The 19375-nt window shown below is 67.1% G+C and carries 14 protein-coding genes and 1 pseudogene; 4 read left to right on the forward strand and 11 right to left on the reverse strand.

Going from position 1 to position 19375, the window contains the following annotated elements; all coding sequences use genetic code 11:
• Window positions 1-10: 10 nt before the first annotated feature.
• The 6 genes from ACFIMZ_RS34400 to ACFIMZ_RS34425 all read right to left on the reverse strand — a co-directional run bounded on the left by ACFIMZ_RS34400 (window position 11) and on the right by ACFIMZ_RS34425 (window position 9488).
• On the reverse strand, window positions 11-3853 hold the full coding sequence (locus ACFIMZ_RS34400) for an AMP-binding protein (RefSeq protein WP_431823857.1): 3843 nt from the start codon (window positions 3851-3853) through the stop codon (window positions 11-13).
• An 89-nt stretch (window positions 3854-3942) separates the two neighbouring features.
• A complete protein-coding gene (locus ACFIMZ_RS34405; RefSeq protein WP_431823858.1) occupies window positions 3943-4839 on the reverse strand; it encodes an MBL fold metallo-hydrolase in 897 nt (298 codons plus the stop codon).
• A gap of 5 nt (window positions 4840-4844) precedes the next feature.
• A complete protein-coding gene (locus ACFIMZ_RS34410) occupies window positions 4845-5843 on the reverse strand; it encodes a ketoacyl-ACP synthase III (RefSeq protein WP_431823859.1) in 999 nt (332 codons plus the stop codon).
• Window positions 5840-6949, reverse strand: coding sequence for a 3-oxoacyl-ACP synthase III family protein (locus ACFIMZ_RS34415; protein WP_431823860.1), 1110 nt, complete (start codon window positions 6947-6949; stop codon window positions 5840-5842). The genes ACFIMZ_RS34410 and ACFIMZ_RS34415 overlap by 4 nt, the downstream gene beginning before the upstream one ends.
• Window positions 6949-7836, reverse strand: coding sequence for a hypothetical protein (locus tag ACFIMZ_RS34420; protein WP_431823861.1), 888 nt, complete (start codon window positions 7834-7836; stop codon window positions 6949-6951). The genes ACFIMZ_RS34415 and ACFIMZ_RS34420 overlap by 1 nt, the downstream gene beginning before the upstream one ends.
• Window positions 7833-9488, reverse strand: a complete 1656-nt coding sequence (locus ACFIMZ_RS34425; protein ID WP_431823862.1) for an AMP-binding protein — start codon at window positions 9486-9488, stop codon at window positions 7833-7835. Before ACFIMZ_RS34425 ends, ACFIMZ_RS34420 begins: the two co-directional genes overlap by 4 nt.
• Before the next feature lie 531 nt (window positions 9489-10019).
• On the opposite strand from ACFIMZ_RS34425, the pseudogene ACFIMZ_RS34430 reads away from it, so the two are divergent.
• A pseudogene (locus tag ACFIMZ_RS34430) lies at window positions 10020-10127 on the forward strand (RNA-guided endonuclease InsQ/TnpB family protein); the annotation flags it as partial.
• Between the two features lie 121 nt (window positions 10128-10248).
• Window positions 10249-11094 (forward strand): helix-turn-helix transcriptional regulator, encoded by an 846-nt coding sequence (locus ACFIMZ_RS34435; RefSeq protein ID WP_431823863.1) that lies wholly within the window; start codon window positions 10249-10251, stop codon window positions 11092-11094.
• A gap of 37 nt (window positions 11095-11131) precedes the next feature.
• Here the strand turns inward: ACFIMZ_RS34435 and ACFIMZ_RS34440 are convergent, their stop codons facing one another.
• The 4 genes from ACFIMZ_RS34440 to ACFIMZ_RS34455 form a co-directional block, all read right to left on the reverse strand.
• A complete protein-coding gene (locus ACFIMZ_RS34440; protein ID WP_431823864.1) occupies window positions 11132-12343 on the reverse strand; it encodes an alpha/beta fold hydrolase in 1212 nt (403 codons plus the stop codon).
• A 148-nt stretch (window positions 12344-12491) separates the two neighbouring features.
• Entirely contained in the window at window positions 12492-13325 is an 834-nt protein-coding gene (locus ACFIMZ_RS34445) for a helix-turn-helix transcriptional regulator (RefSeq protein WP_431823865.1), read from the reverse strand.
• Window positions 13326-13466: 141 nt separating this feature from the next.
• Window positions 13467-15356, reverse strand: coding sequence for an alpha/beta fold hydrolase (locus ACFIMZ_RS34450; RefSeq protein ID WP_431823866.1), 1890 nt, complete (start codon window positions 15354-15356; stop codon window positions 13467-13469).
• A 519-nt stretch (window positions 15357-15875) separates the two neighbouring features.
• Complete coding sequence (locus ACFIMZ_RS34455) at window positions 15876-16088, reverse strand: hypothetical protein (RefSeq protein WP_431823867.1); 213 nt, start codon at window positions 16086-16088, stop codon at window positions 15876-15878.
• A gap of 370 nt (window positions 16089-16458) precedes the next feature.
• Between ACFIMZ_RS34455 and ACFIMZ_RS34460 the strand changes: the two genes are divergently transcribed.
• Window positions 16459-18207, forward strand: a complete 1749-nt coding sequence (locus ACFIMZ_RS34460; protein ID WP_431823868.1) for a cholesterol oxidase substrate-binding domain-containing protein — start codon at window positions 16459-16461, stop codon at window positions 18205-18207.
• A 54-nt stretch (window positions 18208-18261) separates the two neighbouring features.
• Here the strand turns inward: ACFIMZ_RS34460 and ACFIMZ_RS34465 are convergent, their stop codons facing one another.
• Window positions 18262-18642: a winged helix-turn-helix transcriptional regulator gene (locus ACFIMZ_RS34465; RefSeq protein ID WP_431823869.1), complete on the reverse strand. Its 381-nt coding sequence runs from the start codon at window positions 18640-18642 to the stop codon at window positions 18262-18264.
• An 82-nt stretch (window positions 18643-18724) separates the two neighbouring features.
• On the opposite strand from ACFIMZ_RS34465, the gene ACFIMZ_RS34470 reads away from it, so the two are divergent.
• Entirely contained in the window at window positions 18725-19351 is a 627-nt protein-coding gene (locus tag ACFIMZ_RS34470; protein WP_431823870.1) for an NADPH-dependent F420 reductase, read from the forward strand.
• The last annotated feature ends 24 nt before the right edge of the window (window positions 19352-19375 follow it).

The following is a 19375-nucleotide window of genomic DNA, read 5'->3' on the forward strand; positions in this document are numbered from 1 at the left end:
TTGGGCGGTCTCACAGGGTCGAAGGTTGGGCTGCAATGGGCGAATGGACATCGGAATCGGCGTGCGCTTCGGCAACCGCCGGCGCAGCGCCGCGAAGCCGGGGCGCGAGATGGGCGGCCAGCGCGCGAATGGACGGGTAATCCCAGACCGCCGACGGATCGACGGTCACGCTGAACGTCTCGCTGACTACCATCGTCATTTCGACGGCGAGGATCGAGTCGAAGCCGATCTCGGCGAACGTCGACTCGCGCGTCAATCGAAGCTTGCGGTGCTTGAGGCGCTCGCCCAGCCACGCAATGAACCATTGTTCGAGGGCATGAACCTGCTGGCGATCGATCAGGCTCGCCGGCTCGGTCACGATCGGAGCCGCCGCCGAACCGGCGTCTTCGCCGGCGCGCTCATAGCGCTCATCAGGCTCGCGGGAGACCGAAGGCGCGCCTGCCGCGGCGTCCAGCAACGGATCGACGGGTTGGCTCGCGCCCGGGATCGTCTGTTCGATCGAGCCGACCTCGAACGCGTTGCGCGCCGCCCAGTCGTTCAATTCCGCCGACGTGGACAGGGCGGACCGCAGGCCGACCTGACGCTGGGCAGCCTCGATCGCGAGTTCGTACTGGCTCTGCACCCAGCGCAGCGCCCCGTCGCCGATGCGCTGCTGCGCAGCCGCACGCTCGATCACCGCCAGCAGCAAGCCCCATTGAGCGACCGTGCCGAGCCAGTAATTGACCCAGACCGCGGCATGCGCGGCGCCGTCGAGCTTCGACGCATTGGCGAGCCCGTCTTCCGACAGCTGTTCGCCCAGCCGGCGCAGCTCCCTGGCCAGCACGCCGGCGCCCAGCGCGGTCTCCAGATAACGCAGCAGATCGTCGCTCCCGTTGAGCAGGCGGCTGCCCAGGTGAACCAGCAGCGTTTCGGTCGGCCCCTCGAAGATGCGGGTCAGGCGCGCGTCCCGGAAGATCTGCGGTGCGAGGTTGGTCTCGATATAGCCCCGGCCGCCCAGGAACTGCATCATCTCGTCGGCCGATTGCGACAGCAGCTCGGAGCCGAGAATCTTCGAAATCAGCAGGCAGTCCTCAGGCACCGCGACGCCGAGGTCCAGCTCGGCGGCCAGGTGCTCGACCAGCGCGTCGAGCCCGTCGATGCGGTGCCGCAGCTCGCCCAGGCGCAGGCGGCTCAGCGGATTGTCCAGCAGGAGCCCGGTCCCGATCTGGCGCCGCGCCCCGTAGCGATGCATCAGCTGCGCGCAGCGTTTCATGCCGCCCACGCTGACGGCCGCGATGCCGAGGCGCGCAATGTTCATCGCGTGCTGCGCCACGAGCATCCCCTGCCCGACGTCGCCGAGCCGGTGCGCGTCGCTGATCCGCGCCCGATCCAGATGCAGCGAATTCTGGATCATGCCGCGCACGCCCATCGTCAGCTCCTCGGCGCCGATCCGCACGCCCGGCGTGCCGGGGCGCACCGCCAGGCCGACCATCCCCGCGCCGTCGGCCTGCCTGGCGAACACGTTGATGATCCCCGCCCATGCGGACGAGCCGCTCCAGCTCTTGTTCCCGGTGACCAGCCAGTCGCCGGTGTCGATGCGCTGCGCGCGGGACGCGATCGCGCGCAGGTGGGAGCCCGCGGCCGGCTCCGTGATCGCGAACGCGGCGAGCATCCGGCCGCTCGCGAGGCTCGGCAGCAATTCCTCGCGCAAGGCCGGCTGGGCGTGCTGCATGATCGGCAGGATCCCGAGCGTGTTGTTCAGGACGACAAAGAAAGCCAGCGTCGAATCGATCGCGGCCAGCTGCGCAAACACGCGCGACATGTCGCGATGGCCGAGGCCGAGGCCGCCATACGAACGGTCGATCGGCATGCCGAGGAGGCCCTGGTTCCCGAAATCGAGCACGACGTGCGGCGGAATGGTGCGACGCTCGTCGATGGTTCGCGAATCGATCCGCGTGCGCGCGTAGTGCTTGAGCCAGTCGTTCAGTTCGTCGACGGTGGCGCTGTCGTGCCGCCGGCGGTCGTTGGCCGCCGGCTTGTCGATGCCGGATGCCGCTCGCGCGGATTGCTGGCGATCGGGTTGTTGTCGAGCGTGTTCCGGCGCGTGCGTGCCGGCCTCGACGTCCCATTGCGCGAGGATCGTCAGTGCGCCGTCGTGCAGCTGCGTGCGGCACGTGCTGCGGCGCACCTTGCCGCTCGACGTTTTCGGCACGCTGCCGGGCGATACCAGCACGATCGCGCTCGGACCGATGTCGAGGCGGTTCCAGATCGCCTGGCGAATCGCGTCGATGAAGCCGTCGAGATTGCCCTTGCGCTGCGTGCGCTCGACTTCCGCCACGACGATCAGGCGCTCCGCGTCGACCTGGTCGTCCATGAAGGCCGCGCAACCGTTCGGCACCAGTTCCGGCACGCCGACGATCAGCGCGTACTCGATGTCTTCCGAGTAGTAGTTGCGGCCGGCCAGAATCACCATGTCCTTGAGCCGGCCGGTGACGTAAAGCTCGTCGCCGAGAATGAAGCCGAGATCGCCGGTCCGCATGAACACCTGATCCCGATTGCCCGCCAGACTGTGCCGGAAGGTCGAATGCGTCTGCTCGTCCAGATTCCAGTAGCCGGCGGCGACGCTCGGGCCGGCCACGCAGATTTCGCCGATGGTCCGCTCGGCGCAACGCTCGTTCGTCTCCAGGTCGCGCACGATCACCTGTTGTTCGCCGTCGGTGCGGCCCACGCTGACCAGAACCCGTTCGCCCGGCCGATCCAGCGGTTGCGGCGACACCCCCAGGAACTCGCTGCGCAGCACCACGGATTGCCGCTGGAGGGCGGCCTGGTCGACGCACAGCGTCCGGATCGGATGCTTCTCCGTGCGGCCGGCGACGTACAGCGTCCCCTCCGCCAGCCCGTAGCACGGCAGGAAGCCGTCGGCGGCGAAGCCCGCGGCGGCGAAGCGCCGCGCAAAATCCGTCAGGGTGCTGGCGCGCACCGACTCGGCGCCGTTATAGGCAACCCGCAGACACGACAGGTCGAGCGTCGCCAGTTGTTCGTCGGAGATCCGCCGGCAGCACATCCGGTAAGCAAAATCCGGCGCGCCCGTCAGGTCCGCGCGGTACCGGCTGATCGCGCGCAGCCACAGGTACGGATGCTGGATGAAGCGCTCCGGGGCCATCAGCACGCTCCGGAAGCCGCCGTAGAGCGACGTCAGGATCACGCTGATCAGGCCCATGTCGTGATACGGCGGCAGCCAGCTGACGATCGTGCTCTGCTCGTCATAGGCCAGCCATTCGCGCATCAGCCCCAGGTTATGCATCAGGTTGCCGTGCGACACCATCACGCCCTTGGGGCTGCCGGTGGTCCCCGACGTGTATTGCAGAAACGCGATGTGCGACGGCGGCACGCCGGCTGGCGCGTGCACGGGATCCAGCGCTTGCGCGCCGCCGACATCGAGCAGCGTGCTGCCGGATGCGTCGGTATCGGCGAGCCAGGTCGTGCAGCGCGCATGGTCCTCGGCCGAGCACAGAATCGTGTGCGCGCCCGCGCTCTCGACGATGCCGGCAATCCGCACCATATGTTGCCTGTTGCGCGGCGGGTACGCGGGAACCGCGACGGCGCCCGCATACAGGCACCCCATGAAGGCGCTGACATAGTCGAGCCCCGGCCGGCACAGCAGCAGGACCCGGTCGCCGATGTCGACCGCATTCTGTTGCAGCAGCGCGGCGACCCGGCGGGCGCGTGCGTCGAGCTCCGCGAAGGTCATCGATACGGCCTGTTCCTGTTCGGGCGGGCCGCTCAGGAACACGTAGGCGGTTTGGTCGCCGAGTGTGGCGGCTCGGGTCTGGAGCAATTCGCTTAGCGTGGTCGGCAAGGTCGCAGTGGTCATGATGTCGTCGGAAGAGGAATGAAAACAGCGAGCAGCGGCCCGGCGCCGGCCGGCGCCCATGCCTTGCTGCGGCGGGAATCCGGATACGGCTATTCGGCGCGATGGAACAGATCGATCATGCGCATCATGCTTTTGAGATGCAGGGAGCGCGGCACCACTCGTTCGCTCCTTGCCGCGTAACGCGCGGTCCAGCGGTGGGCCAGCTCATGCGCGGCGGCGGCGTTGCCGCGCACGGCGCACGCGTCGGTCTCGCGCGCATCGAGGCAGGCGCGCGCATGCCGCACGGCCGATCGGGCGAGCTCGCCCGTGAGGATGCCGTGGTGCCCCAACGCGAGCCTCGGCGCCTCCAGTTGCTCGATGACGTCCAGCGAGTGCCGATACGCGAACAGGTCCTGAAAGACCAGCGGCAACCAGGTGGCGGCGCCGTGAAACTCGCCGAGCGCATCCGACACGAAACCGATGTCCAGTTGCGGGCAGTAGTAGCCGAACTGGCAGCGGCTGTGGCCCGGGAGCGCGATCGCCTGAATCTCCATGCCGCCGCCGATGTCGAGCCGCTTGCCCGGATTGACAGGGTAGAACGGCAGCTCGGGCAACGCGGTGAAATCGATGCCGGCGGGAGGGTCCCAGGACTGCGACGCGTGCGCGTCGAGCTGGCGGATGGTTCGGCAGGCCGACGGGCTCTGGAACGCATCGAACGCATCGGGAGACCCGGATACATGGAGCCACGGCATGCGCGACTTGAGCGTCATCAGCAGGCTGCAATGGTCATAGTGCGAGTGGGTGATCAGCCAGTAGCGCAGATGCCGGATGCCACCGAAGTCCCGCAGCAGGTCGTGAAGCTGCCGCCACACGAGCTCCGTCATGCCGCTGAGGCCGCCCTCGATCAGCGTCGCGGCCTCGTCGTTGACGATCACGTACAGCGGCACGTCCGCCGTGCCGACGAGCGCCAGCCGCGAATCGATCCACCCCGGGGAATCGTTCAGCATGTCGTTCAGCTCCGATAGAGGGCGCAGGCCCATGTCGCGCCCGCGCCGTAGGTCACCAGGAGATTGAGCTGCCCGGCCGGCATGCGGCCTTGTTCGCGCGCGATGGCGAGCGCGACCGGAAACGCCGCGCTTGCCATGTTGCCCAGCTGATCGACGGAAATCATGCAGCGCTCGCGGGGCAGCCCGAGTTGCCCGATGACCGCGTCGAGGATGCGCAGGTTCGGCTGGTGCGGCACGACCAGGCCGATATCCGCGATCGTCAGCCGGTGCTTGTCGAGCATCTGCCGGCACGCGTCGACGATCCGCCGCGTCGCGTCTTCGAACATGGGCCCGCCTTTCATCCGGAAATGGTGCCGGCCGGCCGCGATGTCGTCGTCGTCGATGAAGCGCGGGCGTCGCGCGCCGGGCGCTTCGGTGCTGAGCAGGTCGAACTGGGTGCCGTCGGCGCCGAGCGTCAGGTCGACCAGCCCGTGCGCCGGGTCGTCCGTCGCCTGCAGCAGCAGCGCGGCGGCGCCGTCGCTCAGCAGGATCGACAGGTTGCGGCCGCCGTTGCTGGTATCGATCCGCCGCGACAACGCCTCGGCGCAAATCAGCAGCACGTTGCGATACAGGCCGCTCGCGAGGAAATGGCGCGCAATCTCGATCCCGTAGAGCCCGCCGCTGCATTGCGCACGGATGTCGAAGCACGGAACCTCCCGCAATCCGAGCCGGGGCTGGATGTAGCACGCTTGCGACGGATCGTGATGATCCGGCGACAGCGTATTGACGATCAGCAGGTCGACGTCGTGCGCCGTCACGCCGGCGTCGGCCATCGCCCGTTCCGCGGCCGGGCACGCGAGATCCGCCAGATGCTGATCGGGGGCGAGATAGCGTCGCGCCACGACGCCGGTGCGTTCGCGAATGAACGCGTCGCTGGTGTCGATCATGCCGGCGACTTCGTCGTTGCTGACGATCCGTTCCGGCAGCGCGTGGCCCATGCCGGCGATGACGAGTCTGGCGCTCATGCCCGGACCTCCTGTTGCGTAACGGCGGCGACGGCGTCGCCCGCATCGGTTACAACGGTTTCGCCCCAGCGCCACAATTGCGCGCCGAATCCCCAGCCGGCGCCCGCACCGGCAATCACCACCGACGAGCCCGGCCGGATCACGCCCTGCCGGATCGACTCGTACAGCGCAAACGGCACGGCGGCCGACACGAGGCATGCGCAATCGGCCACGCGAATCACGTATTGGTCCGGCTTGAGCCCGAGCCGCTGCGCCCATGAGCGCACGAGCAGCGCCGACGGCTGGTGGAACACCATCGCATCGATGTCGGCGGTGCCGAGCCCGCTCCGGTGCAACAGCCGCTCGACGATATCGGGAATGGCCACCGGCATGAAACGCGAGATCGCCTCCTGCGCTTCGGGCTTGAGCGTGAAATACACGCCGAACGGGTTGTCGGCGTCGCTTGCCGCGTCGTCGTCGGCCGGGGCCCGGGCGTTGCGCCACTGCATCGTCACGAGGTCGTAGCGCGTTGCATCGCTGTGATACGCGGCATCCAGCCAGTCGGCGCCGTCGGGATCGGCCGGCTCGGCGACGAGCACGGCCGCAGCCGCGCCATCGCCGAAATTCGTCGACGATTTGCTGGTGTAGTCGACCACCGCCGACATGCGCTCCGACGAGCACACCAGCGCCCGCTTCACCCGGCCCGCCTTGATGAGGTTGGTGGCGATCTGCAGTTGCAGCACGAAGCTCGCGCATTCCATCTCGACATCGGCGTCGAGCGCGCGCGTGGCGCCGAGCCGGTCGCGCAGCGCACGTGCCAGCCGCGGCGCGAAACGGCGCCGGCCGTCGGCGTGCGAGACGATCGGCGACGTCATGTTGAACAGCACCAGATCGAGTTCGGCGGCTTCCACGCCGGCACGGGCGAGCGCGTCGCGCGCCGTGCGCTCGGCCAGCGCAAGCTCGGATTCGCCGGCCTCGGGATCGATCATGTAGCGCGATTCGATGCCCCAGAACTGCCACCATTCCGCCGGAATGGGCTCGACGCCCGCGAAGACGGGATCGTCGTTGGGTACCTGGCGCGCCGGCAAACGGCAGGCGAGGCTTGCGATTCGGACGTTGTGCACCATCAGATCTCCATCGTGCTGCAGGCGATGCGCGGCCTGAACGGATCCAGTGTCATGGCGACCACCGTATGTTCATCGTCACGCAACGACATCGAATCTGCGACGCGGGACGCGAGCCACGCGGGCAGCTGGAACGGGTTCGGGATGTCCGCCGGACCGGCGACGACATCGGCGCGCAAATCGCCCCCCGCGCCGGCGGCAACCGATGCCCATCCACTCAGCCACGATTCGCAAAAGAGCGTGGCGGCACGCCGGTCGGTGCGGCTTTGCGCCGCGTCGACCATCGCGCGCACCGCGGCCGCCGCATTGGCGGGTTCGACGTCGAATCGACCGGTTGCGTGATCGAATTGGCTCTCGAACCGGGCCAGCGACAGGGCGCCGTTCACGCGCCGTGCGGGAAGCGCGTCGAGCGTCGCGAACGGGGGCGACTCGAGGTCCGCGTAGCTGCTCGCATAGCCGCGGTCATGGCCGGAAGGCGTCAGGACGATCGCACCCGCGCCGTCGGCGAAGCCGCTCGTGGCGACCTGCTCGACGTCCGCGAGCGCTTCCGCGCGAACGACGAGGGCGCGCCGATAGCCGAGCTGCCGGCAATGGCTCTGCGCGAGATCGAGGGCGAGCGTCCAGTCCGCGTCGAGCAGGTCGAACACGGCCGCATGCCGCGCGCGCAGGTCGCGCTGCACCGGGTGCGCGAGCCGCGGCCCGGCGATCGACGGCGCGTCCGCGATCCGGCTGGGCGAAATCGACAGGCTGACGATCAGATCGAGTTCCGACGGCAGGCAACCGGCTTGCAGCAGCGCCTGCCTGGCTGCCTTGATCGCGTAATCGTTGGCATAGGGTTGCGAAGCGGTCGCTGCGCCCGGCAGCGCCACCGCGGCTCCAAGAATTTTCATAGGGCTTGCTCGTTTCGGACGGGGTGATTCGGAGAACGCATCGCGCCGTTGGCCTGTTGCCTGAGCGCGGCGCGCCGCAACTTGCCCGATTCGTTGCGCGGCAAACCGCCGGCGTGGTACGCAACCCGATGCGGACACTTGTACGACGCAATCACGCCCTTGACGTGCTGCTGCAGCTGCGTCGTCAACCCCTCCGAGCCGTCGACTCCCGGCTGCAGCACGACATGCGCGCAGATGAGCGTGCCGCCCCATTCGTCGATCTGTCCGACGACCGCGCATTCGGCGACATCGGGATGGCGCAGCAACGCCTGCTCCACTTCGCCGGGCGACACCGTGTAGCCGGAGCTGATGATCATGTCGTCCGCGCGCGCCTGATAGAACAGGTAGCCTTCGTCGTCCAGGTAGGCGGCGTCCCCCGTCAGGTTCCAGCCGTGCCTGACGTAGTCGCGCTGCCGCGCGTCGTTCAGGTAGCGGCACCCGGTCGGTCCCTGCACGGCCAGATAGCCGATCTGGTTGGGCGGCAGACATTGGCCCTGCTCGTCCACGATCGCCAGGCGGTAGCCGGGCACCGCCTTGCCGATCGCGCCAGCCTTCGACTCGGTGTCGCCCGTCGACGCGAAGATATGCAGCATCTCGGTCGCCCCGATTCCGTCGATCAGGTGCATGCCGGTCCGCTGGCGCCATGCGTCGCGTGTCCATGGCGGCAGCGCTTCGCCCGCCGCGACGCATTTGCGCAGCGACGACACGTCGTGATCGTCGAGATGGTCGAGCATGACCCGATAGGCCGCCGGCGCCGTAAACAGGATGCTGACCCGATGCCGGGCGACGGCCGCCAGCAGGCGTTCCGGGTTGGCTTTCGGCAACAGCACGACGCTCGCGCCGACGCTGACCGGAAACAGCAGCAGCGCGCCGAGGCCAAACGTGAACGCGAGCGGCGGCGATCCGCAGAAGACGTCATCGGCCGTGGGCTTGAGCACGTGCTGCGGAAAGCAGCGGCAGGCCGCCATCACGTCGCGATGAAAATGGACGGTTGCCTTCGGTTCCCCGGTCGTCCCCGACGTGAACGCGATGAGGCAGGGATCGTCCGCGCGCGTCCCGGCAGCGGCGAATTCATCCGAATAGTCGCTGAGCCAGCCGTCGCCCGGATGAACGTCGTCCGTCTCGTAGCGCCGAACATCGCCACGCCACTGCATGCGCGCCATTGCCGCGTCGAGTTCGGTCGACAGCGCGGCTTCGCAGATCGCGTGCGTGACCTTGGCCCGATCGAGGACGGTCGACAGTTCGCCCGCGCGCAGCTTCGGCATCGTCGTGACGACCACGCCGCCCGCCTTGACCACGCCGAACCACGCCGCAGCAAGGAACGGGTGATTGGTGCCGTGCAACAGCACCCGATTGCCGGCCACCAGGCCGGCGTCATGGACCAGCATGTTGGCGATCCGGTTGCTCGCATCGCGCAATTCGCGATACGACCACGTCACGCCCGACTCGGTCGTGATCGCAACGCGTGCCCCCCAGCCCCGCTCCTCGACTGCGGCATCCAGCAGCGCGGCGGCGCAATTGAGAAATTGCGGAAACTGCAGCCCCGGCAAATCAAAGACAAAATTCGGCCAATCCTCGATCGGGGGCAAGTTCGCGCGGCAAAAGTCGTCCATTGTCAGCGCTCGCAAGAGTGTGAGTTCAAAGTCCGCGATAACGGCATGGCGCCGGCCGGGCACGATGCTCGCGCCCGTCCCGTGCAGCCTGAATCGCGATGGCAAAAAGGAGTTGTCGAAGCGGCAGGCGCATGTCATCCCCGGGTGACGCACGGCGCACCCGGTCATTCACATGACGGCCTGTTGATTCACTTGCAGATATTCCGTCGCACCTTTTTTGAAAAACAAACAAGCACGACGAAAGCAATTCAATCAATTTATTTAAACGCAACAAACTCAGGATTCCGAATTCTCATGTAAACAATTTCGAAATCGAAGTAATGATCTTGCAAGCTTAGCGGCATTCTAAATGCATGGCGCATATCAAGCTAGATGGATCATTCAAATCTTTGCGCGGAACCGATATCATCAAAATCAAAACGATTACGAATCGCACTACTGAATTAAATTATTTCGCAAAGCAGAGGCAATGATTGATCGATCGGCCGCGCGCTTGCGGCACGACGCGGCCGAAGACTGTGAATGGCGGCGTGGGGCTGCAACGGCTGTAGTGTCGTGCATGATCGTGATATCAACGCTGCGTTGAACATTCTCCGATGCGGACGTGCATCGCCAGTGGCGGGAATCGCCCGCCTTTAGGGGCGTGAAGACGTCAACGGCTGTCCCGGCTATCCGTTACAGACGCATCTGTGGCCGGGTGTTCAAATCATGTCGGCAGCCTGCGCGCGAGCGCTGGTTCAACGTCACCAGGAATGCTTTCATGGCGTTCAGCAGACTGTTCGCACATGTCGGCGAAGCGATCTCGAGCAGCGGCAGCCGACGCTTTCCCCGGATGATGTACAGCTTGATCTTCGCGGCGGTCCCCGTCGACGAGATCCGCATATCTGAGCTCGCGGTCGACGGCGCACACAACGGCGATCTCAAGGTGCGCAGCATTGGCGCCGTCGGCGAGGCGCTCGCGCCATCCGGCCCGGCGAGCGCCGCCGGCTACCGGCCGCCGGCTCCGCTGGCGGCAACGGGCGAGAGCCATCCGCATGTCGACGACACGCTCACCTGTCACGGCCAGACCCACGCGCTGCTCGACCGCTTCTTCGACACGCATGCGGCAAGCGCGCCGCCGCTCTGCGCGCAGTTCCATCTCGCGACCCGCAAGCGGGGCCACTGCTACCTGATCTCGCTGTATCGCGCGAATGCGTTCGATGATTTCTCGCCGCAGGAGCGCACCTTCCTGAAGGATTTCTCGCACGTGCTGTTTCCGATCGTCACGAGCCATGTCGCGGCGCTCGATTCGGACGCGCCCGCCGGCCGCCCCGCCGCCACGCCCGCGGCGACGCAATCCGGCCGCGAGCGCCTCGCGCGACGGTTCGCCGAGCGCCTGCGGCAAGCCGGCGTCAGGCTGTCGACACGGGAAATCGAGGCGTGCACGGCGCTGCTCGCCGGCGACACCGTGCCCGCCATCGCCGGGCGCTTCGCACTGCGCGAAAGCACCGTCGAGACCTATCTGAAGCGGGCCGCGGTCAAGCTCGGCTTCGGCGGACGTCACGGGCTCACCCGCTGGATGCTCGACGAAACGGGCGACGTCGCGGCGCCGCCGGTCGGAACCTGAGGCACCTGAACGCTCGCGCCCGGCCGCGCTTCGCGCGTCACGCGTGGCCCGCAAGAAACTGCAGCGCGCGCGCCGCCGACACGGGCGACGCGCGAAACAGCTTCGGATGACTGCCGCCCACCTCCACTTCGAGCCGCGCGCCCGGAATCCGCCCGGCGACGAACACCGACCCGCCGCAATGCGCAACCTCGTCGTCGTCGCCCGTGACGACCAGCGTCGGCACGCTGACGCGCGGCAGCAACGCAAGCGCGTCGACCTTGTTGAGCGCATCGCTCAGCTTCGCATACCGATACATCAGCTCCGCATTCGCATACGGATAGAGCGCCGCGTGCGCGATCTCGGCGGGAACGGTCACATGCGTCGACGAATCGGCGAACATGCGCTGCAGTTCCTGCGCGACGTCGCGCCCCTGCGCGGCGGCTTCCATCAGCCACGCGTAGTTGCACTGATGCTTCGTCCGCAGCGCGTCGTCCGACAGGTTGTAATCGCCGTACCACAGGTTCAGCGACGCCGCCCGCGCCGGCTGCGCGAGCGCTGCCTGCAGCGCGACGACGGCGCCGCCGCAGATGCCCATCAGGTGCGCGCGATCGACGCCGAAGCGGTCCATCACCGCGAACAGGTCGTCGACCTGCGCGTCGATGTCGGTGCGCGCCGCGTCGAATGCGTCGCACGCGCCGAACAGCGCGCGCGTCTCCCAGGTCAGCACGAAGTGGCGTTCGGCAAGCACGTCGAACCAGCGCTGGCACAGGTCGAGCGGCATCCCGCACGGCAGCGCGAGCACGACCGCGGGCCGGTCGCGCCGCGAGCCCGCATACGCGGACAGCGCCACGCCCGCTTCGCGCGCGATCTGCACCCGCTCGACGCCGGCGCTCAGCGCATCGAAATCGAAATCTTCCGCCTCGCGCTGCGCGCAGGCCAGACGCTGCGGCGTGTCGAAATGATCGTAGCGGTAATCGAACGCCGCGCTGATGCGCCGGCTCATCAGCAGTTCGAACGACGACAGGCGCGCCGCGCCGTCCGGTTCAAACTGCACGTCGCGCGCGCCGATGCGCGCGAACGCGATCGCGACGACGCGCTGCGCGTCGCGCGCACCGGACGCCGGGCGATCGGCCGCATCGTCGAACAGACAAAGTCGAACCGGCCCCGGCAGGCTCGCGGCGAGATGCCGGAACGCGCGAATCGTGCTCAGCACGCGCAAGTCGAGGGTCGAGTCGGAGTCGTCCAGTACGGCGGCGGTCGATTCGTGCATGAAGGGATTCCAGTCGATCGATGACGGAAGAGGCGCGCCGGGTGCTCCGCCCGGCATGTCGATTGAAGCACCCGTGCGCCGGAATGTCTGCAACGGAAAGCCGGGACAAATGCGGCCGTTGCGATCGCCGCCGTCCCGCGGCTGTCCGTCATGCAGCCGACGCGCATGGCGCGCATTCGTCGATCATCCATTTCGTGAGCCCGTGCCGCCCGCTGATGCCGAGCTTGACCGCCGCGCGCTTGATGTACGTCTCGACCGTGCTCTCCTTCAGGCCGAGCTCGCCCGCCATCTCTCGCAGCGTCTTGCCCGCGAGCAGGCCGAGGCACACTTCGCTTTCGCGCGCCGACAGCGCGACCGCCGCGCGCGCGAGCCGCGATTCGAAGTCGCGGCGTAGCGCCTCGACACCCGGCGCGCCCGCCGCCGGATCGCGCGGCGCGACGTTTGCGACTATGCCGTGACGCCACGTCAACGCGTGCCACTCGACGAGCGGCAGCAGCGTATCGGCGAAGTTCTTCAGGAACGACATCTCCTGCAACGAGAAGTCGCAATGCGACGACGTGCGATGCAGCGAGATCACGTAGCGGCGATTCGCCTTGCGCGACACGAGATAACACTGGAATCCCGCGCCCGTCCCGCGCAGCGGCATCATGTCGCTGCCGTCGCCGCACCGCGCGGGCGGGTTGATGTGAATCAGTTGCCGGTCGCTCGCGCTCACGATCCAGTTCACCAGCGGATGCCCGGACGGGTCCCGCTCGACCTGCGCCGCGGGCGGCACCATCCGCGGATCGTCGCGGGGTGCGCCGGACGCGCCGAGCGATTGCACGTCGACGACCTTGCCCGCCGGTTCGTTGAGCGTCCATTCGCTGATCCCGGTGATCGCGAGCGGAATCGACTCGGCCAGCAGCGCGTGCATGTCGGATGCGAACCGCTCGCTTCCCGCGCTCGAGATCACCTTGCCGAGCTTCGCGAAGATTTCGACCATCTGGCTCTCCTTGTATTGCGTGCCTGAGGGCAGCGGCGCGCCGCCGGCGCAATCGCGCCGGCGCGGATCGCGCTGCGCCACCGCTGCCATCGCACGCCGTCCGGCTTGCGCCGGACAGCGTGCCCTTTCTCTTTCTATCTGTCAGTTCGCCAGTCTGAGCGCGGGCCCGGCGGCGGCCACGGCAAGATCGCCGTCGCCGCGCACCGCCTGCTGCCACCATTGCGCGAAGCGCTCGACGTGCGGCGGCCGAATCATCGTGTAGTGATTGCCCGGACAACGCCACATGGCCATCCGCGGCGCGAAGCGCCGCCAGCCGGACAGCACGTCGTCGGGCACGAAGCCGCGCTCCGCGTCGTCGCAATCGGCGGCGAGCACGAGCGTCGCGCGCCCCGCATAGACATCGGCCGGGCGGTACGCGGTGCGCAGCGCCGTCCCGTAGGTGCGCACGATGCCCTGCACGTCGCGCGGCCCGGAGCCGCTGCGAATGATGCGGGCATCGACCATGCCGCGATGGAGCATCGCCCATTGCCCGCGCCGGTCCGCGCGAAACAGCGCATCGCGCTCGATGCCGAGCGGGCGGCCCGTGGCCTGTTCGAGCGCGCGGACGAGGTTCCACACGACGCTCGCGAACGTGTACTGGCGACCCAGCCGGCCTGCCGACACCGGTGCCTCGGTGTCGACGATCGTCAGCGACGCGGGCGGGCGGCCGCTCGCCTGCAGCCGGCACGCGATTTCCATCGCGACCCAGCCGCCGAACGAGTGGCCGATCAGATGCACCGGCTCGCGCGCGTCGGCCGCGAGCCGTTCGACGACGGGCAGGTACGCCGTTGCGGCGGCGGCGACGCTCGCATGCGGCACGAGCACGCCGTCGAGGCCGCGCGGCTGAAGGCCGTGCATCGGCCAGCCCGGCTCCGCCGCGATCGTGAACGGCACGAACGTCGCGACGTTGTCGCCTGCGCCCGGAATCAGCACGACCGGCTGGCGGCCCGGCGCCCCGCGCTGGATCGGCAGGTGCGGCGGATAGCTCGCCTCCGGCGGGTGCGCCTTCCGCTCGCCGCCGCTGGCCGCCGCGCGGCGCTCGTCCAGCAGCGCATGCGCGATCGCGCGGCCGAGCGCCGGCGCAGCGCCGCCCGCCGATGCATGCCGCGCCGGCACGTCAACCACGCAGATCTCGCCGGGCTCGAGCCGCGCCGCCCAGCCGTCCGCGCGATCCGGCAGCGCGGCGGCGCCCGCGCCGGCACTGCACAGCTCGAACCAGTGAACCGGCATCGACAGCGAAAACGGCTCGTAGTGCGCGAACGCATGATCGAGCGCCGCCCAGCGGTCGAGCCATCGCTGCAGCTGCGCATCGCTCAGGCCGCGCAACCCGGGCGGCAGCAGCCCCGCGTCGCGGCACCGGGACGCGATCTCGGCAAAATCCGACGTCGCCGCGTCCGCGAACAGGTCGCGTGGATCGATCGCACGTGTGCCGGCAGCGCCGCCGTCCGCTTCGCCATCGAACAGCCGCAGCCATTCGGCCCGCCGCATGTCGCGCGAACGGGCGGCAATGCCGCCGGTCGCATTCGATTCGGCGACCAGTTCGACGAGACGCTCGCCGGCCGGCGCGTCGGCGGCATGCCCGGGCCGGCCGGCCGCGTCCGCCGTCGACAGCGACGCATCCGCGATGCCGAGAAACGCGACGGTCTCGTCCCGCCCGGCCAGCTGGGTCGCCACTTCATAGGCGAGCAGGCCGCCGGACGCCCAGCCCGCGAGCCGGTACGGCCCGCGTGGCTGGAGCGCGACGATGCGTTCGAGCAGGCGCGCGGCGAGCCATTCGACGGTCGGCGGCCCATCGCACGACGGGTCGGCGTCCAGCTCGCACACGCGCCAGCCCGCGCCGAGATGCTCGGAAACGCGCCGCGCGCCGTCGCTCAAGCGTGCATAGCCCGCGATCCAGAAGACGCAGTGCTCGTACGATCGATCTTCAGGCGCGGCGACCGCGGCCCCGTCATCGACGATCGACAAGCCCGATGACAAGCGTGAAGCAGACACGATGTTTCCTCCGTGTTCGACGGCGCCATGCCGGCGGCGTCACGTTGATCAACGATCGTTACTGGCAAATGCTGCGAAAAACCGACGAGACGACTTCCGTCATTGAGCTTTGCTGACTGGCCGCCCGGCCGACAGGCCCGACGGAAAATCGTTTCCGCAAAACGAAACGATTATTCCCATTGAATTTGGCTCACGCACATCCTAGTCGAGCATGATAGCGATGAATTTAAAATTTTGCATTTAGTAAAACGTTTATTTTTATATAACTAAACAACTTAGTCACCGAACACCAGGGGATTTGCAAACGATTCACTCATTCAACCACCGTCAAATCGGGAAAATTTTCCTTTACGCGCAGCAAAATTCGGTAGAAAACTCTTATGCATGCGCAAAAACAACCATTTCAAAGACGTCTTATTCAGAAAAATTAAGGCTTAATGCGATAAACATGAGACACGCATCAGCAAACGCCAGACCATCTCTTTCCAGCTGACTATTTCGATTCACTCAACGATCAATTCAATCTGCCACGCAACCCGACATGAATTGCTCGCCCCGCTGCCCGGCGTCGGCTCGATCACGCGCCCAGCCCCGAGGGACGTCCCGGATAGCATTTCCGATGAATATGACATCGACGTTGCAGAACACGCATAAATCAGGTGATTGTTTCTTGACACAAAACTTCGCATAGAAACGGTTGCCTTGAGTGTTCTCGAAATTGGCAATAATCATGGCGATAACCGACGGGACTTGCCGACAGCAATCCGATTTCCCCCGATCACCCCACGACTTGCCGCAGCGAATACAAGTTGCTAACCTTGGCAGGCTGCAAAAATCGAATCATTGACCGATCTAAAACTGCTTCCGAATTTATTTAATAATCCGAAAACATGAAAACAGGCATTCCCAGACCATCATTATTCTGACGGCCATCGGAAGCAGTCTTTCGAGATATTCCAGAACGCCTCGTTTTTCAATCCCGGCCAGCCAACGCGCGAATCTGCGCGCGCATCCATTCCGCTGAAACAGCACCACCTGCAGTCTCAACTCGTTGTCCTTTGCCTTTCCATCTGCAAAACAATTCCAATAGTTGGAGCACATGATGAATCACGATTTCCGAGACGAATCCAAGCCGCGTCGCGCGTTCCTCGCCGACATGGCCAAGCTCGCCGCCGCCGGTGTCGTTGCCGGCTGGACGCCGATCTATCAGGTTGCCGCGAACGCGGCGACGGCCGGCGCGACGCCGCCCGGCTTCCCGGCCGACATCCCGCTCTACAAGCAGGCATTCCAGAACTGGAGCGGCGAGATCGTCGTGCAGGACGTGTGGACCGCCGCACCGCGCTCCGCCGACGACGTCGTCGCGACGGTCAACTGGGCGCGCGCGAACGGCTACCGGGTGCGCCCGCGCGGCTACATGCACAACTGGTCGCCGCTGACGCTCGATCCGGGCGTCGCCCCCACGAACATCGTGCTGCTCGACACGACGAAGTCGCTGACCGCGGTGTCCGTCGACACGTCGACGCGGCCGGCGCGCGTCACCGCGCAAACGGGCGTCTCGCTGGAGACGCTGCTCGCGAAGCTCGAGGATTACGGCCTCGGCGTCATCGCCGCGCCCGCGCCGGGCGACATTACGCTCGGCGGCGCGCTCGCGATCGACGCGCACGGCACCGCCGTGCCCGCGGCCGGCGAAACCTTGCAGCCCGGCCACACCTACGGCTCATTGAGCAACCTGGTGCTCTCGCTGACCGCGGTCGTGTTCGATCCCGCCAGCCGGCAATACGCGCTGCGCACGTTCCAGCGCAACGATCCCGACATCGGCGCATTCCTCGCGCACATCGGCCGGGCGCTCGTCGTCGAGGTCACGCTGGCGGCCGGGCCGAACCAGCGGCTGCGCTGCCAGAGCTTCATCGACATTCCGGCCTCCGAACTGTTCTCGGCCAACCCCGCGCAGGGCCGCACCGTCGCGTCGTTTCTCGATCAGTCGGGACGGCTGGAAGCGATCTGGTTCCCGTTCACGACTTGCCCATGGCTCAAGGTCTGGACCCTGAAGCCGAGCAAGCCGCTGCTGTCGCGCGCCGTCACGCAGCCGTACAACTATCCGTTCTCCGATTCGATCCCGCAATCGCTGTCGGATCTCGTCAAGCGGATCATCATCGGCGGCGAGGGCGCGCTCACGCCGCTGTTCGGCCAGACGCAATACGCGATCACGACCGCCGGTCTCGGGCTCACGCTCAGCGTGGACATCTGGGGCTGGTCGCGCACCGTGCTGCAGTACATCCGCCCGACGACGCTGCGCGTCACCGCGAACGGCTACGCGGTGCTTGCGCGGCGCGCCGACGTGCAGCGCGTGGTCAACGAGTTCGTCCAGTACTATCAGAACCGCATCGACGCGTACAAGGCGCGCGGCGAATACCCGATGAACGGCCCCGTCGAGATCCGCATCACCGGCCTCGACAAGCCCGCCGATGCCGGCGCCGGCGCGGCGGTCCCGACGCTGTCCGCGCTCAAGCCGCGCCCTGACCATCCGGAATGGGACGTCGCCGTCTGGTTCGACATCCTGACGCTGCCGGGCACGCCCGCCGCCGATCGCTTCTATCGCGAGATCGAGCAGTGGATGCTCTCGAACTACAGCGGCGCGTACGCGACGGTGCGTCCCGAATGGTCGAAGGGCTGGGCCTACACCGACACGGCCGCATGGCAGGACGACACGATGATCACCACCACGATCCCGAATCTGCAGAGTGCGGGCCAGCCCGCCGCGAGCAACTGGGAGACGGCGCGCGCGACCCTCGAGCGCTACGACCCGCAGCGGATCTTCCGGTCGCCGCTGCTGGACCGGTTGATGCCGTAGCGGTATCGGTGGGTGTCGGCGCTGCGCTTCGGCTTGCGCGCAGCGCCGACGATGTCAGGCCGGATATTTGCGATCGAACGCGTGGTTGTTCGCCTCGATCGTGTGCAGCGCATCCTCCGCCCAGGCCTTCAGCGCGACGACGAGCGGCAACAGCGTGAGCGCCAGCCCGCTCAGCATGTACTCGACGCGCAATGGCAGTTCGTCATAGACGTTCCGCTCGATCAGGCCGTCGCGCTCCATCGCGCGCAGCGTCTGGGTCAGCATCTTTTGCGACACGCCTTCGAGGCGGCGCCGGATGTCGCCGAAACGCATCGGCCCATTCTGCAGTGCGACCATGGTCAGCACGGTCCATTTCTGCCCGATGCGAGACAGCACCGCGCGGGACGGGCAAACCTTCAGGAACGCATCCGGCGGCAGTTCGATCTTCTTCGACATGGTTACCTTCAGGTACCTAATTGATTGTGGAAACCATCATTGAAAGAATGATGCCACTGACGCAATCGTGAGGAACAGAACCTTGAAGATCGCATTTCTCGGTGGTGGAAATTTCGGCGGGAATCTGGCCGAGCTGCTCGTCGCGGCCGGACATGACGTGGTGGTCGGGCTGCGCGACCCCGGACGGGCACGGCCTCGGGCGCGTTACCGGGTTGCGTCGCTGGAGGAAGCGGCGGCGCACGGAGACGTCGTCGTCATCGCGGTCCTCTATCAGGCATGCGCCGAGGTGTTGCCGCCGCTGGCCCGGCAGCTGGCCGGCAAGATTGTTGTTGACGCAACCAATGCGCTACGCGACGACTGGTCGCCCCTCCCGCTGGGCGCCGACGGCTCCGCCGCGCAGCAGATTGGCCGCTTGTTGCCGGGCGTTCGCCTGGTGAAGTGCTTCAACACGGTGTTCGCCGACATCATGACGCCGGAGCGCATCGATCGCGCCGGACATGCGGTGACCGCATTCATCGCGGGCGACGATGCCGAGGCCAATGCGGCAGTCGCGGAGATCGCCGCGAGCGCGGGGTTTGCGCCGCTCGTTACCGGAGCGTTGAGCAACGCCCGCTATCTCGAGGCGATGGCGCATCTCAACATCCAGATCGCGGTCGTTCAGCGTGGCGGAACGAATGCGGGCTTCGTGTATCACCGGGTCGGCGGCTAGGGCCGAGCGCCACGGCTCAAGTCA

Origin of the sequence: Burkholderia sp. F1, from assembly GCF_050813845.1 — a bacterium.
GTDB classification, from domain to species: Bacteria; Pseudomonadota; Gammaproteobacteria; order Burkholderiales; family Burkholderiaceae; genus Burkholderia; species Burkholderia ubonensis.